This is a genomic window from Corallococcus sp. AB030, from assembly GCF_003668965.1.
Classification (GTDB): Bacteria; Myxococcota; Myxococcia; order Myxococcales; family Myxococcaceae; genus Corallococcus; species Corallococcus exiguus.
Map to the genome: position 1 here is coordinate 1 of NZ_RAWQ01000080.1, position 15,833 is coordinate 15,833.

10 protein-coding genes are annotated in these 15,833 nt (G+C 68.2%); 4 read left to right on the top strand and 6 right to left on the bottom strand.

The window, feature by feature from the left end:
• The first annotated feature begins 174 nt into the window (after window positions 1-174).
• Window positions 175-876: a hypothetical protein gene (locus D7Y15_RS19870; protein WP_120581749.1), complete on the top strand. Its 702-nt coding sequence runs from the start codon at window positions 175-177 to the stop codon at window positions 874-876.
• On the opposite strand, the gene D7Y15_RS19875 is transcribed toward D7Y15_RS19870, so the two are convergent.
• Window positions 873-2,324, bottom strand: coding sequence for a putative metal-binding motif-containing protein (locus D7Y15_RS19875; RefSeq protein WP_121753587.1), 1,452 nt, complete (start codon window positions 2,322-2,324; stop codon window positions 873-875). The genes D7Y15_RS19870 and D7Y15_RS19875 overlap by 4 nt on opposite strands.
• Entirely contained in the window at window positions 2,321-2,980 is a 660-nt protein-coding gene (locus tag D7Y15_RS19880; protein WP_233605028.1) for a hypothetical protein, read from the bottom strand. The genes D7Y15_RS19875 and D7Y15_RS19880 overlap by 4 nt, the downstream gene beginning before the upstream one ends.
• A gap of 328 nt (window positions 2,981-3,308) precedes the next feature.
• Between D7Y15_RS19880 and D7Y15_RS19885 the strand changes: the two genes are divergently transcribed.
• Entirely contained in the window at window positions 3,309-3,956 is a 648-nt protein-coding gene (locus tag D7Y15_RS19885; protein ID WP_121753588.1) for a hypothetical protein, read from the top strand.
• 204 nt (window positions 3,957-4,160) lie between these two features.
• Window positions 4,161-5,753 (top strand): ADYC domain-containing protein, encoded by a 1,593-nt coding sequence (locus D7Y15_RS19890; protein WP_121753589.1) that lies wholly within the window; start codon window positions 4,161-4,163, stop codon window positions 5,751-5,753.
• 2 nt (window positions 5,754-5,755) lie between these two features.
• On the opposite strand, the gene D7Y15_RS19895 is transcribed toward D7Y15_RS19890, so the two are convergent.
• A complete protein-coding gene (locus D7Y15_RS19895; protein WP_126934824.1) occupies window positions 5,756-5,992 on the bottom strand; it encodes a hypothetical protein in 237 nt (78 codons plus the stop codon).
• Between the two features lie 112 nt (window positions 5,993-6,104).
• The gene (locus tag D7Y15_RS19900; protein ID WP_158629076.1) at window positions 6,105-12,458 is read right to left on the bottom strand and encodes an RHS repeat-associated core domain-containing protein; all 6,354 of its coding nucleotides are present in this window, start codon (window positions 12,456-12,458) and stop codon (window positions 6,105-6,107) included.
• A gap of 344 nt (window positions 12,459-12,802) precedes the next feature.
• Between D7Y15_RS19900 and D7Y15_RS19905 the strand changes: the two genes are divergently transcribed.
• Entirely contained in the window at window positions 12,803-14,038 is a 1,236-nt protein-coding gene (locus D7Y15_RS19905) for a hypothetical protein (RefSeq protein ID WP_233605029.1), read from the top strand.
• A gap of 11 nt (window positions 14,039-14,049) precedes the next feature.
• On the opposite strand, the gene D7Y15_RS19910 is transcribed toward D7Y15_RS19905, so the two are convergent.
• Both D7Y15_RS19910 and D7Y15_RS19915 read right to left on the bottom strand, forming a co-directional pair.
• The gene (locus D7Y15_RS19910) at window positions 14,050-14,586 is read right to left on the bottom strand and encodes an AAA family ATPase (RefSeq protein ID WP_121753593.1); all 537 of its coding nucleotides are present in this window, start codon (window positions 14,584-14,586) and stop codon (window positions 14,050-14,052) included.
• Between the two features lie 23 nt (window positions 14,587-14,609).
• Window positions 14,610-15,830, bottom strand: coding sequence for a hypothetical protein (locus D7Y15_RS19915; protein ID WP_120577777.1), 1,221 nt, complete (start codon window positions 15,828-15,830; stop codon window positions 14,610-14,612).
• Between the last annotated feature and the right edge of the window lie 3 nt (window positions 15,831-15,833).

The window sequence follows — 15,833 nt, forward strand, 5'->3', positions numbered from 1 at the left end:
CACCACCCCATAGCCCCCCACCAGCACGACACGACCCTCGGACTCCATGGCGACTCCCTTTCGTGACCCACCACGGATATAGGTCGATTGACCTATTTTTTCACGACATTCGATTTCGCGTGAATAATCAGGCCGATTCCACGTCAGGCAGGCCAATCCACCGAGAGGCCCCCCATGCGCAGGAAGCTCGCCGCCCTCCTCCCGCTGTGTCTGTTCGCCATCGGCTGTGAGAACTCACAGCACGCGCAGCGGCTGGAGCGGCGCGAAGCCATCCGTGAGGCCCATCTGCGGAATCTCCGCGGCGCCGCGACCGGCTTCGAGGACACCCGCTGGAGCATGAGCCCCGATGAGGTGCGGGCTCGCTACCCCGAGGCGGTCATCGTGGATGGCGGCGGACTCGAACTTCAGTCGGAGCACTGGGACATGCCCGCGACAATTCGCTTCTCCTTCGACCAGGAGAAGCTCGCGGCGGTGACCCTCTACCTTGGCCCCCAGGGAGATCTCCGCGAGGCCCACCGCGGCGTCGCGAGCATGCTCCAAACGAAGTTCGGCGAGCCGGATGAAACCCGGGATTCGGCGGAGGAGGCCGCCCGTCAGAGGGCCGTGTTGAGTGCGCTCGCCGGTCTCGCCTTCGTCGCCGAAACCATCCAGGCGGTCCAGGAGCGGCGGCCCCCGGACGCCTCATCCCTGGAGCAGATGAACGAGCGGGCACTGATGGCCGCCGAGGACGCCTACTGGGATACCCGGGAGTACACCCTGCACAGCCGTTGGAACACCTCCGCGACGGAGGTCCATCTCCTCGGAAGGCGGGCCGGGGATCGGCAGGGCCTGTCCCTCTCGTACGTGAGCACGGTGCTGCGGGCAGGCTCCATCTAGGGTCCCCAGTAGAACCCGGTCCCATCCTCGGTGGCGCTCCACAGCTCGTCCGACGACAGCCCCTCCAGGGTCGTGAAGCCCTGGGTGCCGAAGAGGAAGTCCTGCCACGCCACTCCGTCGAAGCGGACGAGGTCGTCCGAGTCCAGGTGCGCGAAGACGACGCCCTGTCCGAAGGACACCACGTCCAGCAGGTCGGGTGCGACGCCACCATCCACGTAGATGGGATACGTCGGCTTCGTGCTCCAGGTGCCCGCCGCACGCTCCAGGAACAGCCCCTGGGCTCCGCCCGCGTAGGCCAGGCCCGGCGCCACCACGTGCACGGCCTGCAGGGCGTCCTGCCCCGAGATCAACTGAGGCAGCGGCTCCCGCAACCACGGACCTCCATCGGCGTTGACGTGGTACGCGACGGGCCCTTTGCCGTTGGTACCCACGGTGATGAGCGTTCGAGGGTCGAGGCCGTGGATGGAGCGCAGGTCCGCGTCCACGTGCTCCACCCGCTGGGGCTCCGCCGGATAGTCCCAGCGGAGGATGTCCCCGGTCTCGCTCACCGCATAGAGCGTCGTGCCTCCGTCCGCCTCGAAGCCCACCAGGTCCTGGATGGCCGCCCCTCCCCCGTCAAAGGACGTCAGCGTGCAGGGCTCCTCGGAGACAAGCGGCCGCGTGGCGAGCTGCCCCATCCAGGAGCCCATGAACACCCGCCCGTCGCTCGGCCGCGCCCACGCGGTGGACCAGGCTCCGTGGCAGTCGGTGAATGGCTGTACGTCAAAGCCACCATCGGCCTGCCGACGAACGTGGGCGAGCACGTCGTTGTTGTCGCTCACGAGCCAAGCCTGACCGCGCGCATGGGGCGCCACGTCCCGGAAGGTCGCCAGAGGGAAGCGCTCGGTCGTCCTCCAGTCGACGCCTTCACAGACGGGCACCGGGTCCTGGCGGCCGTCACAGTTGTTGTCCAGGAAGTCGCAGCGCTCCTCCACCCCCGGGGAGATGGAGACGGAGTGATCGTCACAGTCCGTCCCCCGGGTGGCGGTGCTCACGTAGCCATCCCCGTCATCATCCCGAGCACTCAACGTCAGCTCGACGCTGGCGGTGTCCTCCTCCGGAACCTCCACCTGCGAGGATGCAGTGGCCACCTCCTGCCCCGCGCACGAGCGCTCGCGGGCGGAGGCTGTCACCTTCACCATGTCGCTCCACCCGGTGCGACGCACGAAGCCTGTCTCGCCCGCTCCCTCGGGCACCGACAGCTCGAAGGTCCTGGAGCCATCCTCCGCGTCCACCACTCGCAGCGTGACGCAGCCTGGACGGAAGCCGTCGAAGGTCATCCGCACCTGGACATGGCAGGGATGGCTCGCGTCGCATCCGCTGGGGCGCTCCGCTTCGAGTTCCTCGATGTCCGGCACCGTGCAGGTGATGCAGAGCAGTCCGAGTCCCACGGCCACGGCGCGCTTCATGGAGAGACCTCCGTCCGCGGCGACGGCGAATCGCCCGTGAGCAGCCAGGTGATGGCCGCGCCGGCCGCGGCGGTGACGGCCGCGCCCAGCAGGATGTTGGCCGCGAGCGCCTGTCCCCGCGCGCTGTCCAGGTGCGCGGTCCGGTCGCTGTAGAACTCATCATCGCGCGCGGCGTTCACGTTGCTCCGCGACTGGAGGCCCACGTAGCTACCAATGCCTCCGAGCACCACGCCACCGCCCAGCAACGCCAGCGGAAGCACCGGCGTGCGGCGCACCTCCTCCTGCGCCGGTGCTGGCACGAGACCGGGCGACGGAGCGGGTTCGGGCCGCACATCCGCTATCGCGACCGGTGCGTCCGGAGGTGGCCGGGGGCTGCGCACCAGCTCACGCTGCACGTTCCGGCGCACCTCCTCGAAGTCACGTGACACCTTGGGGGACACCTTCACCGGAAGGCTCGCGTCGGGCACCAGCGACAGCCCTTCCTTGAAGGCGGACAGCGACTCCTGACGGCGCCCCAGGTCCGCGAGCACGATGCCCCGGAGGATGGCCACCCGGCCCTGCTCCCCGCCGTCGCGCGCCACCGCCTTCGCCGCGTCGAGCTGCTCGATCGAGTGCTCGTAGTCGAGATCCTCGTAGGCCCGGGACGCGGCGGACATCCGGGCCTGGAAGTCAGGGCCCGGGGAGACCGCGGGCTAGCCCCAAGCGGGCGACACCAGCATCAATGCGACGCCGAGCACGATTCGCAGGTCCATGGGCACGGAAGATACCACCCGACTCCCGGCCCGGAGTGCCTTGCCGTGCTGTTTTGATTCCACGGAGTGTTTGGCATTGGTACTGGAACCACTGTCTGGAAGGTGCGTGGCCCCTTCATCCCCGGGGGCCGAAAAGGCCGTGGAAATGGTGGGGGAATATGCGCGGCACGGAACGTAACAGCACGGGGCTCGACACAGCGTTGTTCTTCCTCGCCCCTTCCGGAGTCGTCCCATGCGCTTCACCTCGTCCGCCGCTCTCCTGGTCACCGCCTCGCTCGTCACCGCCTGTGGCGGTCCGCTGGAGGAAGAGACCCCGTTGCCAGGGCAGGAGGCGGAGGTTGGCGGCACCAGCGAGGCGCTGGGCATCACCCTCCCCCCGGTCCTCCCGTGCCTGACCAGCAGCACCGTGCTGGCGCAGCCGGACGGCGCGACGGTTCCCTATGTCTGGAACTGCCGCAAGACGGGCTACGTCCCTGTCTACGCGACGTCGAATGACGCCACGTACGGGCAGCCTTCGTGCACGGACCGCTTCGTGGTCGACGTGACGAACATCGGGGGCAGGCCGTCCCGCGCCTACGTGGAGGCCGTCCCGGCGACGGCGCCCACCACCCAGTCCGCCTGTAACGCCCTCTTCGTTTCCGGAGACGCATGGGGAATCGTCAGCACCACGTGGCAATCGATTGGCACGGTGAGCGGCTCGGGCGTCTGGACCCCGCCGATCTTCGGGCTTCCGGGCTCCTGCAAGCTGCGCTTCTACGTCCCCGACAGCTCGGGCTCGGTCTACACCAAGGTGCGGGTGACCGGCATCGCGACGCAGAACGGCTCGACCCGGATCCGCGTGCGCGCGGGCGCGGAGGTCTTCGAAGGCAACCCCTGCTGAAGTGAGCACCTTCCGGATGTGCAATGTTTGCACATCCGGACGCGCGCGCGACCGTGCAAACCTTGCATGCACGGCAAGGCTTGCACACCTCCACGAAACCCTGTTTCCAGCGCGAATTTCCGACAGCTCCAGCGTTCATGTGATTGCGGGGGACGCGTTGGGGCGCCTCCGTGAAGCCGCCTGAACACGGGGAGCGACGGACACATGGTGAAGACCTGGAGGTGCGCGTTGTTGGGCGCGGTGATGTTGACGGCCGCGGGCGCGAGCGCGGAGCCGCCGCCCAGCAACAGCGCGCAGGGCACGCAGCTGCACGGCACGGGGCGCTTTGAATCCATCAACATCCCGCTGGCGACCGTGGAGGTGCCAGAGCCCCCCGCTGGCGTGACGTGCGCGCCGGCCAAGGCGTTGACGTTGAACGGCCGGGTCATCACGGCGCAGGGCTGCTCGGGCGGAAATCCTCCCGTGGCGGCGCGGTTCCTGGAGGGACCGTCGCTGGTGAACACGACGTTCCAGGCGCCGTTCGAGGGCCGCACGGTGAAGCTCGTCATCGCGGAGGCCCGCTGTCACGAGGACATCACGCCGCCCACGGCGGAGTGCACTCCGGAAAACCTCTACGCGGGCAAGGCGCGCTGGGAGTACCGCGTGACGGCGTCCACGGAGGACAAGCGGCCCGAGCCGCTGTGTCCCACCGGCAGCGGCTTCGCGATTCCCGTGCCCCACGCCTGGTCCGCGGGCGGCGACCTGATCCGCAACCCGGACTACTTCACCTTCGCGTGCGCGCCAAAGAACGAGGGCTCCGCGTCCCAACCGTTCTTCGTGGGCGGCGGCGTCATCGCCAAGTGCGTCGACTGGGGATATCCGCCCTGGGCCACGGAGTACCCGGAGGGCCAGGCGCTCGCGTACCACCAGCTGTGCACGCGCATGGCCCGGGCGGACTACTGCGGCGAGGGCCGCAGCAACACGCTGGACGGGACGCCCATCTCCTTCCGGGGGCCGCAGGCCGCGGTGGCGATGAGCCCTGGCGGACGCCTGCCCAAGACGGTGGGCACCGAGGGCTACGCGCTGGAAGCCATCTGGGAGATGAGCGATTGCGGCGAGGTCCGTCCCCTGTGTCTGGGCAAGGCGCGCTGGGACACGCTGTCACTGGAGGCCACGTGCGTGAACCGCGCGGTCATGCAGCCCAGCCGGATGGTGCGGTCCTGCGAGGACTTCAACGTGGCGAACATGGGCACGGCCACGATGCTCGTGTCCTACTCGCTCTTCATCGACCGGGCGCTGGTGGGATTCAAGAGCGGGGAGACGGGCTACCTGACGACGACCGCGGTGACGGTGGACCTCCAGGAGCATCCCGGTGGCGCGGACGTGTCCGGGTACTCCCCGGACCTGGATGGCAACGGGGTGGCGGATGCGTCGTCGTTCGGCGCGCTGCGCATGGAGGGGCCCCTGCTCACCCCGAAGCTGCCCGCGAACATCCGCAAGCGCATGGGGACCCTCATCAAGCCGCTGTACCGCTGCGCCAACAGCCATGGGCGCTACCTGCTGACAGACACGTCCACCTGTGACGGCGCCTCCGGCTACTCGCTCAAGATGGTGAACGGGGACCAGGGCATCGAGGGCTTCCTGTACAGCGCCGTGGACAGCGACAGCCCGGGGCAGCGGCGGCCGCTGAAGCTGTGGAAGCACGCGCAACTGGTGGGCGTCTTCGCCACGTCCACGCAGGCCCCGGCCGGGTTCGTCCACGTCCGGGACCTGGGCTTCCTGCCCGCGGTGGGACAGCTGCCGGGCCGCGACCTCTGATTTCAATAGAACGCACAAGAGGCGAGCCGGAACCGGGCCTGAACCACGGTCGGCTCTCCCTCCGGCTCGCTGAAGAGCAGCGCTTCCACCGTGTATTCCCCCGGCGGCAAGGGACTGCCGTCCCGTCCCTTGAGTTCAAGTCGGGAGCGCAGGGTCTGTGCTTGCACGACCTGCTCCTGCTCGAATGCCTGCCGGCTCACCACCCACCCCTCACGGTCCCGGATCAGGAGCCCGGCCACGCGCAGCCCCTCCTGACGCTCCTGCCCGGGCTGACACGACCGCCGGGTCCCCGTCACGGGGGCCCGGCGGTGGCGTCTGGACCTCAACAGAGGCTCAGTCCAGCGGTTGGCTCTACTGCGGGAGCTCACCCATCTGTGGCAGTGACTCCTGCCAGGAGAACACCTGGTAGACGTTGGAGAAGGGCATCCCCCAGAGCTCATACCCTTCGATGCTCCAGTTGGTGCCTTCGCTTTCACTGCGATCCCAGCTCGGCGCCTCATTCGGCGGTTCGAAGGCTCCACTGAAGGCCTTGTGCAGGTAGGACGTCCACGAAGACCTGTTGAAGAGCGTGACCGTCATCGTCTTCCCGTCCGGGTTCGGGCTGAAGGTCGCGCGGTAGTGCCCAATGACGAACGCGAACACACCCTGACTGTCATTGCTCCCCTGGACCCGCATGGGATGATACTTGCCTCCCGCCATGTCCACGGCCTCCATCCATTCATTGCGGGCGCTGACATAGGACATGCTGGAGCGCATGGCCTTCACGGGAACGGAGTCCGCGTCGAAATGAAGCTCCCGGGCCCCCGTGCCTGTTGCCCAGGAGAAGGCAATCTCGAACGCCCAGGCCCAGCTCTCCACCCGCTCGGACTGCGTCATGGTCACGTCCGGCTGGAACGCTGGCGGGGTGGGCCCCCGAGGATTCGCGGTCACCGAGAGGATCGGTCCCCCGCTCCCATTCAACAGCCAGGCCTCCTCGGGCGTGAGCTCCACGGACATGTTCACCCCGCTGTCGTCGCGGGTGCTCTCCTTGCCGGTCGGATCCGAGTCGGCCTCGGCGCCCCTCCCGCGCCCACACCCTCCGCAGCTGGTGCTGGGCCCCGTGACGGTTGACGTCTCTCCCCAACCACGGGAGCCATCGCTTTGCGGCCCATAGGTCGGGCCGCCGCTCGAATAGCTCCCGCCTCCCGAGGACGAACCGGGGCCTGACGAGCCATCTCCTCCGCCCGAGGGACCATCCCCCGGTCCGGTCGAGTCCAACCCTGTCGGATCCACGAACGCGAGCGGGTTGTTCAAGACATAGCTGTACCGGTTGTACGACTGCCCGAAGTGCGGATACGTGACGTGCGGATCCGCGCTGAGGAACCGGCCCAACACGGGGTCATACATGCGCCCCTTCATGTTGATGAGCCCCGACTCCGCGTCCGGCTCGTGTCCCGTGAAGCCCAGGTGCACGGCACCCAAGGGCGGCGAGATGGGCGTGGTGAGCGACGTCGGTGAGCGGCGGCTCCCGAAGGGATCGAACTTCATCCGCTCCTCCACGGCCCCCTGCGCGTTGGTGACGGTCTCCGTGGAGCCCAACGGGTCCACATGCAGGAACAGCTCCCGGTCCGGCTGGAAGGTGCCGCCACTCTGCGTCCAGACCACCTGCGCCACCTGCCGGTCCGCGCCGTGGATCTTGAAGACGTGTTCGACGGTGGAGCTCTTCCGCCGCTGCTCGTAGACCTCGCCCGCGTACAGCGTCTGATCCGTCGTGCTGCCCTGCGTGGACCTGCCCACCCGCCGCCGGTTCGCGTCGTAGAAATACAGCGTCGGCTGGCCACCCACGGTGAGGGTGGAAGGAAGGTCGAACGACGTATAGGACACCTGCCGCCCCGCCCCCGTGAGCTGCCGGCCGTTGGCGTCGTAGCTGTACGACGATGTCACGCCTCCCTGGGTCATGCTCGTCACGGCGTGCGGGCCGGCTCCCGCGCCATACCCATACGTCACCGTGGAGCCCGGGCCGGACACCACCGTCCGGTCCAGGAGGTTGCCGTTCGGTGCATGGTGGTAGCGCAGCTCGGACAGGCTCCCGCCCTGCGCCACCTTCCAGGTCGTCAGTCGATCCAACCGGTCGTAGGTGAAGTTCTCCACCGTCTGGGCCAACAGATCCTCGCGTTGGGACAGGTTGCCGTTGGACTCGTACGTGTAGGCCAGATCCTGGAGCGTCGTCAGGCCCAGGGTGGTCCGGATGGAGCGGACCTTCCCGTCAAGGTCGTACTGCCGCACCGTCTCCGCGGTGTTGCCCATCCGCTCGGCCGTGAGCTGGCCATAGGCGTTGTAGGACTGCGCCTCCCAGAAGACGTGCTGGTTGGCTGGGTCCTGCACCGCGCGGAGGTAGCCCCGGTCGTTGTACAGGCGCTCCACCTGGAGCCGCGCCCTGCCCGTCACGGCGGGATAGGTCAGGGTCTGGAGTCGGCCATAGGCGTCGTACGCACGGTCGATGTCCGCGAGGAAGCCCAGGTTGTTGGCGATCCACGAGGTCTGCTTCGGACGGGACAGCGCGTCGAACGTCGTCTCCATCCGGACCACCGCGTAATGGCTGGCGTTGGTGCTCACCGCCACCTTGCCAATGCCATGGAGCGCGGTGTCCCAGGTGAAGTTGGAGCGGCCGTCGGACTTGTCCACCTGGGTAATCCGTCCCAGGGCATCTCGCGTGTACGTGGTCAGCGCGCTCATCGCGTCACGCGTGTCCTTCAGCTCCCCGAACGCGTTGAAGTTGAACCGGCGATCGCCCGCGTCCGGATCGACCATGCGGATCCGGCGTCCGCGCACGTCGTATTCGAAGGACGTGATGTTCACGCCGCCAGGCTGCCGGACGCCCGTCGTCACTCCAAAGGGGCCGTAGGTGTAATACGTGTAGACACCGGGCCCGCCGCCCTCCAACTCGAAGTCGGCGCTGCCGCTCACGCGCTTCAGGTCGTCGAACTGGAGGACCGTGGTGTTCCGCTTCTCATCGAAGCTGGTGACGTAGCGGCCAGAGAACCTGCGCTCCTTGAACGTGCCGTCCGGGTGCTGCTCCCGCAGCGGACGATCCAGGTTGTCGTACGTGCTGGTGAACGACGCCGCGGGCGCGGACTCCAGGTGCGGCAGGGCCCGCGACACCGGGCGCCCCTTCGCGTCGTAGACCTGCTCCATGACGACATACGCCCCGTCGAATCCCTGCCAGCGGCGGAGCACCTCCCGCCCCAGCCGGTCGTAGGTGAGCTCCGCGCTCCGCGACGTGGTGGGCCCCGTCTTCACGGAAGCGGAGACCTTCGGCCGGCCTGTCGCATCCGCCAGGTGGCTGTACGTCACGTCCGCGGAGTCGGGCGAGTCCTCGAAGCGCAGCCGGCCCAGCCCGTCATACCGGTACTTCACCTGGACCCCGTTCGGATCCTGCACGGCCCCCACCACCCCGAGCCCCGGATGACGGGCGACCTCCTGCGTGTGCCCCAGCGCGTTGGTGAACGTCTTCGGGTACGTCTGGTCGAGGTCGTCGTAGGCGATGCGCTCGGTGCGGACCTGGCCCGAGCCCTCCGACACCACGGCGGAGACGAGCCCGAAGCCCGCGTCCCGCTCGTACGTCGTCGTGAGCAGCATCTCCGAACCACCGTCGACGACGCCCGCGGGCGCCGTCGGTTCCACCCGCGTCCGATGGAGCAGCCCCGTTGCCGGGGAGTAGTCGTGCTCGACGACCCGCGTCCGCGTCCCTCCGTCCAGGACGGTGTCGGTCTGGCTGAGCCGCCGCTGCTGGCTGATGAGCCAGTCCGACTCGGAGGTGTCGAACTGCGCGGTCGTGAGCATCCGGTAGCGGTTCCCACTGGCGGCACCGCTGACGACTTCGTCCGTGAGCTCCTCCAGGCGCGTCACGTTGCCGTAGGCATCCTGGGCCCGCGTCTTCTGGCCCTGGAACAGCAGATAGCCGCCCTCCTTCTCCTGCCAGGCCAGCGTCTCCGGGTACACGTCCAGCACCTTGCCGCCGTGACGGGAGTCCGCCTTGTAGGTGCTGGAGGTCACCACTTCGTAGGTGCCGCCGTCCTCCAGGGGGATCACGGTCCGCAGCTCCAGCGGGAGCCCGGCCTTCACGTAGAACGTGCCCTCGCGCGTGACGTTGTCGTACGTCGCGGTGCGGGTCGACAGGCGGAGCAGATCCTGCTCGACGCGCCGGGCGAACCCCAGCCAGCCGCGTCCCTTCCGGTCAAAGCGGCCATCCTGGTAGGTGAACTTCATGGCGCGAGGCTGGGTGAGCCCCGAGTCCTGTTCGTGGAGCCGCACCAACCACAGCCCCGTGCGTGCGCACCGCGTGGGATACGCGCAGCTCTGCGCCGGAGTGTAGACGCTGGCGTCCGACAGCGGCGCGTACTCGAAGCGCTCGAACGCATCCAGGCCGTCATCCACGCGCGTGAGCAGGTCGCCGGGCGTTCCCTGGCGCACGTAGACGTGGAGGGTGCCGTTGACGACCTGGACGAAGTCCAGCTGTCCGTCGCCGTTCACGTCCAGCACGTTGGACCAGTCCCAACCCGCGGGCTCGGTGGCGGTGCCGGGGAACTGACTGCCCACCATGAACGGCAGCCGGACTTGCGTGAAGCCCGTGCCCGTCGACACGAGCACGGTGACCTTTCGCGGCAGCGTGGGCGCCAGCGGATCCGAGCTCCCGCCCATCAGCAGCAGGTCATGCCGGCCATCGCCGTTGTAGTCCACGACCCGGACGCCCGAGTCATCCAGGTTGAGCGTCCCCACCGTGTGGTTCTGGGCGCCCACGTTCCAGGCCACCGGTTCGGCGAAGCCATGTCCCGTGTTCACCGCGACGCGCAGCTGCCCCTGCCCCACCTGCGCGGCCACGGCGTCCATCAGGCCGTCGCCCGTGACGTCCGCGAAGTAGTACTGCTTGCCGTCGTCCTGGGCGAGCGACAGCGGCTGCGTCACCACGGTGTTCGTCGTGCCTTCCAGCCCGTACGCCTGGAAGCCCACGCCCGTGGAGCGGAGCAGCAGGCTCGACTTCCCGCTGCCGTTCACGTCCACGGCGTAACCCCGGACGTTGTTCTCGTGCCGCGGCGTCGTCGTCACGTAGCTGGCGAGCGTGCCCGCGTTGTTCAACCGGTAGCCCAGCGTCTGCCCCGGCGTGCCACCCTGCCCGTAGGCACCCACGCCCCGAACCCACTCCGCGAAGCCGTCGCCGTTCAGGTCGAGCACGTACAGGCCACGGGCCTGGTGAACCCAGGGCTCCTGCGGGTCGTCGACGAACTCGAACGCCGTGGGGGAACCGGAGGCCGTGGGACGGTAGAGGCAGTTCCGGTACTGATAGCCGCCGAGCGATGACAACTTCTTCCCGGTGATGACCAGCTCCAGCCGGTCATCCCCGTCGATGTCCAGGTACCGCTCCTCTCCGTCGGGGCAAAGGCTGTCGTAGTACTTCACGGTGCGGGGCGTGGCGTCGATGCCGGTCCCCGTACTCAGGAAGAAGAACGACGCGCCCTGGATGAGGTCGTCGCGCCCGTCTCCGTTGATGTCGCCCGTGAGCAGGTGGCCCTCGCTGTGGGCGATGTTCGTGTCGATCTCCGTGAAGGTCGCGTCCCCCGGGGTCCAGGTGAAGCGCGTGCGAGGCAGACAGACGCCCGCGCCATCACACTCCTGCACCGCGTCCAGCCGGCTTCGCTGGCTGAGCGTGGCCAGGCCATAGGTCAGGGTGTAGGAGCGCAGCAGGCCCGTCGTCGCCGGGTTCGGGCCCCACATCTCGATGCGCTTCAGCCGCTGGGTGTGCTTCTGCTTGAGCCCGCCGACGAAGGCGTCGCTCGGGTCGGGCCGCGCCTCGTACTGGAACCGGACCGACCGCGTCGTCGTGCCCTGCGGATCCGCCGTGGAGGCCGTGTAGTCGATGCGGTCCGGGAGCTGCTCGATGGCGGAGGGATCGCTCGGGTGGGATTGGAGGCGGTAGTCCACCCGGAGGTAGTTCCCGGAGCGGTCCTCCACTCGCGAGACGCCCCACGCCCAGCGGACCTGCTGGCTGTAGTCCGTCGTGTAGAAGCGCGGCACGGAGGGGCTCTGGTAGCTCAGCGTCACGCTCGCGCGCGGGCCCTCCAGCGAGGCGTTGACGCCCCCGCCCATCGTCAGGATGCGGCCGTCCTTCAGGAAGACCTTGAAGGACGTGGGACCCCGCGCGTCGGGGCTGAAGGACACGACCTTGATGTGGGCATCCTGCTCGGTGCGGTACTCGGACTGGTGGCCGCCGTAGGGGCTGGCGGTCCCCGTGGGCCCGCCCGTCAGCACCAGCCGCTGACCATCCAGGCAGAAGCGGTCGCCCGCGTCGCCGTTGTCGAACCGGATCTCCCGGTCCGCGCCCTCGTGGAGGGTGGTCCGGCGGCAGCGGGTGATGCGCGACAGGCCCGACAGCGACCAGCCCACGCCCAGTTCCCCGTTGCCCACGCCGCTGTCGTACTGGAGCGCCAGGCCGGGCTGAATGCCCGCGCGGCCGTCCGGCACCCACAACGGGATGGAGTAGGCCGCCGTGCCGCTATGGCGGACCAGCCCCTGTCCAGGGAGTGTCCCCACGGCCAACCCGTTCACCGTCTCCGTCGCCAGGACCGTATCGGACGGAAGGCCCAGCGAGGCCGCCTGGGCCGCGACCGGGTGCGGGCTCGCGGGGGCGGGAGCACAGTGGAGCAGCGGAAGGGACGCGAGCGCGCCCACGAGGAGAGAAGCTCGCCATCTGCGTCCACGTGAGGCTCCGGGGGAAGGAAGAAAGGGAATGCGCGCGCGATGCGCGACAGGAAGTCGTCGTCTCAGGGGCATGGACGTTCCGGGCGTGGAGAGGAGCGATGTTTCCTGCCTCCGGCCTGGCAGGTCCCCTGGATAGCCCCGGTGGCGTGACGGAAGCGTGACGGCGCTCCGCGAATCCGCTCCGAAGAGAAAGCTCCAGGCTTCAGCACCGGACATCAGGACATAGACGTAAAAGCAGAATATCTAGTAAATACCCCAAGGCGGTTCGGGCTGGCTTGACGCCGGTCCATGCCCCCCAAGGGAAGGCTATGTCCATGCTCCAGAAGCGCTGGCTGACGGCATCCGTGGTCCTGCTGGGAGTGAACGGGTGTGGTGGAGGTGAAGGCTTGGAGGAGCTGGCGGAGGCAGCGGTGGCCCAGGGCATGGTCGTGCAGGCCGCGCCCGGGTGCCTGGCTTCCGACGTGGACACGGACGGCGACGGCGTCTGCGACAAGGTGGAGGCGCAGTACGGCACCAACCCTCAGAGCACCGATACGGACGGCGACCGTCTGAGCGATTACGCGGAGCTGTTCGGTTCCGGCGGTGTGAACCTGCCGGCGCTGGGCGCCAACGCACGCCGCAAGGACATCTTCATCGAGGCGGACTACTACGCCAACCGCCAGCCCACGCAGGGCGCGCTCAATCGGGTCATCACCGCGTTCGCCAACGCGCCCGTGTCCAACCCAGACGGCAGTACGGGCATCACGCTGCACCTGGCGCTGGACCAGCAGATCGCGGCCGCGGACGCGGACACGGACCTGAACCCGGTGTGGACGGACTTCGACAAGATCAAGGCGAAGTACTTCGCCGCCGCCCGCGCACCGTTCTTCCACTACATGCTGTTCGCCAACACCTACAGCGGAGGCACCTCCAGCGGCATCTCGCGAGGCATCCCGGCCCACGACTTCGTGGTGACGCTGGGCGGCTGGTCCACGCCGGGCGGCACGGAGCTGCAGCAGGCCGGCACCATCATGCATGAGCTGGGGCACAACATCGGCCTGCGCCACGGCGGCACGGACAACGCCAACTACAAGCCCAACTACCTGAGCATCATGAACTACGAGTATCAGGTGTATGGCTTCACCATCAGCGGCGCGGCGAACGTGTTCGACTATTCGCGCGTGCGAGTGGCGTCCTTCAGCGAGGCGACCATCAACGAGGTCGCGGCGTTCACGCCCGTGGCCCCCACCACGGAGGCGGACCTGGCGAAGATTGGCGGGCTGCGCTTCGTCAACGTCCAGGTTGCTGGCACCGCGAGCGCCAACCTGGACATGAACGCCAACGGCACCATCCAGACGGCCACCTACGCCCGGGACCTCAACCGCGACGGCAGCAGCGCCACGGTGTTCCCCGCGTCGCAGAACGACTGGTCGGTGCTGATGTTCGACGGCGGCGGCACCATTGGCGACAGCGCGCTGGGCACGTCCCGCACGCTGGACCGCGAGCCCTTCCTGGTGGTCCCTGAGCGGGTGGAGCCCTGCCTCACCGCGGACCAGGTCGCCGCCCGGTAGTCCAGACGGCGTCAGCCTCGCTTGAGGCGCTCGATGACCTGGGAGACCCGCGAGGCACCAGCCCCGTGGACGGAGAGGACCTCCACTCCCAGGTCATAAGGGTCGTCGAGCAATAGCCAGGCGAGCTTCTCGTCCACCTCCCTGCGCAGATTCGAGTCTTCGTGCGCGGGGAGGCGGATGCGATCTCGCTCCTCGATGGGGACGAAGACGACGAAGTCCAGGGTCTTGAGGGTGGAACGGATCCGCGTCAGCCACTCCTCGACGTCGAACGCATCGGAGTCCTCGTGCGTCAGCAGGTACCCGAGGAAGTCGAGGGGGCAGCGATCAAACAGGACGCTTCGCGTGTCTTCTTCTTCGAACAGCGCCAGGGAGCGACGGAGCTGTTCGAGGAAGTCCTCCAGACACGGTGGAGACGCGAACTCGTACCCCTCCTCTTCGAGCAGGTGGTACGGCTCGTCGACGACCCGATACTCCGAGAGCTCTTCCCCCAGGTCTTCAATGAGCGTCGACTTGCCCACGCGGTGCGTGCCACTCATTGCGATGCGCATGCGTGCTGGACTCCTTCTTCGTGCTACTCCTGAGCAGGTCTGACGACTCCCGCCCGGACGTATTCCGTTCTATCGAGGGTGAGGCGTCCTGTCAGGGGATCCACCGTTCCGAGCAGGCGCGGAGGCCCGGAGTGGCCCTGACGCGAAACGAGCTGCCAACCGTCACAGTCCAGCGGATCGTTGTCGCTGCGTTCGCCCCTCAGACGAAATGACTTGGGAGAACCGGCCGGGAAGTCGATGACGCTGCTGCCGTCACCGGAAGAATCGACTCTCTCGAAACGCGCACCGGCGAGGTACTCGCACGCATCCCGAGGCGGCCCCTGACGGGTGGCCCCCCACCGGCCCTCCCACAGGTGAGTATCCACCAGCCACCGAGCGACCTGCCTGCCCTGCGCCACCAGGTCCCTCTCCATCTGGAAGTCGCCCCAGATGCGATGCGACGTAGCGGCCAGTTCCACCTCCGAATACGTCACCCGTCCCAAGGCACCATTGGCGAGGACGATGACGGATTCGGCGGAAATGCTCTGCAAGGCCCGTTGAGCGCATGCGTCGAAGTCGCGCCCACGCCCACGATGGCATTCCCTGACCGCCTCGGTGCTTGCCGAAGTGGTAGGGACCGTCTGCGTCGCGAAGCCCGCGTCCCTCAGTTGTTCATCCAGGACTGCTACCAACTCGGGAGGCACCGGCTGCGGGTGCTCCGCACGGGAAGTTCCTGGCATCGCGAGGATCGCGACCCGGTAGGGAGGCCGCTCGGGCAGGGCCCAAGGCAGGGCTTTCCCGGGCCGAACCGGCGCGGAGGGATGGTCTGGCAGCACCACCGTCAACGTCACCTTCGAACCGACGCCCTTCTCGACCGACACCCGGGCAGCACGCCCGTCCTCGGCGACGACGTGAATCCGCTGAGGGCCCGGCAGCGACATCCGAAGCTGACCGCCCGTGAAGGCCACCCGCCCGAGGCGCCTCGGCTCGCTGCCACACCAGCCCACGAGGGGCAGGACGAAGGAAGCAAACCCTCTGGGCACCACCTGGCCGCGACTGTCCTCGACCCGGGCCTCCACTTGCAGCCCCGCTGGGAAGTCCCTTGCATCCCGGGCTTCAGCTCCCAGCCGGGACACCGGAACGAAGCGCTGGGGAGCGGCACGGGGCGCCGAGGCGGCCGTACCGAGGCTGAGGACCCCGTTGAGGGCAAAGCCCAGGAGCAAGGAGCCCGCCACACCGACGCCGCTCGACCACTTGAGCCACATGCG

Bases quoted from the DNA above. Each gene is read 5' to 3' on its own strand.
- D7Y15_RS19910 (WP_121753593.1), bottom strand. From the start codon at position 14,586: ATGCGCATCGCAATGAGTGGCACGCACCGCGTGGGCAAGTCGACGCTC.
- D7Y15_RS19905 (WP_233605029.1), top strand. From the start codon at position 12,803: ATGCTCCAGAAGCGCTGGCTGACGGCATCCGTGGTCCTGCTGGGAGTG.
- D7Y15_RS19880 (WP_233605028.1), bottom strand. From the start codon at position 2,980: ATGTCCGCCGCGTCCCGGGCCTACGAGGATCTCGACTACGAGCACTCG.
- D7Y15_RS19890 (WP_121753589.1), top strand. From the start codon at position 4,161: ATGGTGAAGACCTGGAGGTGCGCGTTGTTGGGCGCGGTGATGTTGACG.
- D7Y15_RS19885 (WP_121753588.1), top strand. From the start codon at position 3,309: ATGCGCTTCACCTCGTCCGCCGCTCTCCTGGTCACCGCCTCGCTCGTC.
- D7Y15_RS19870 (WP_120581749.1), top strand. From the start codon at position 175: ATGCGCAGGAAGCTCGCCGCCCTCCTCCCGCTGTGTCTGTTCGCCATC.
- D7Y15_RS19875 (WP_121753587.1), bottom strand. From the start codon at position 2,324: ATGAAGCGCGCCGTGGCCGTGGGACTCGGACTGCTCTGCATCACCTGC.
- D7Y15_RS19915 (WP_120577777.1), bottom strand. From the start codon at position 15,830: ATGTGGCTCAAGTGGTCGAGCGGCGTCGGTGTGGCGGGCTCCTTGCTC.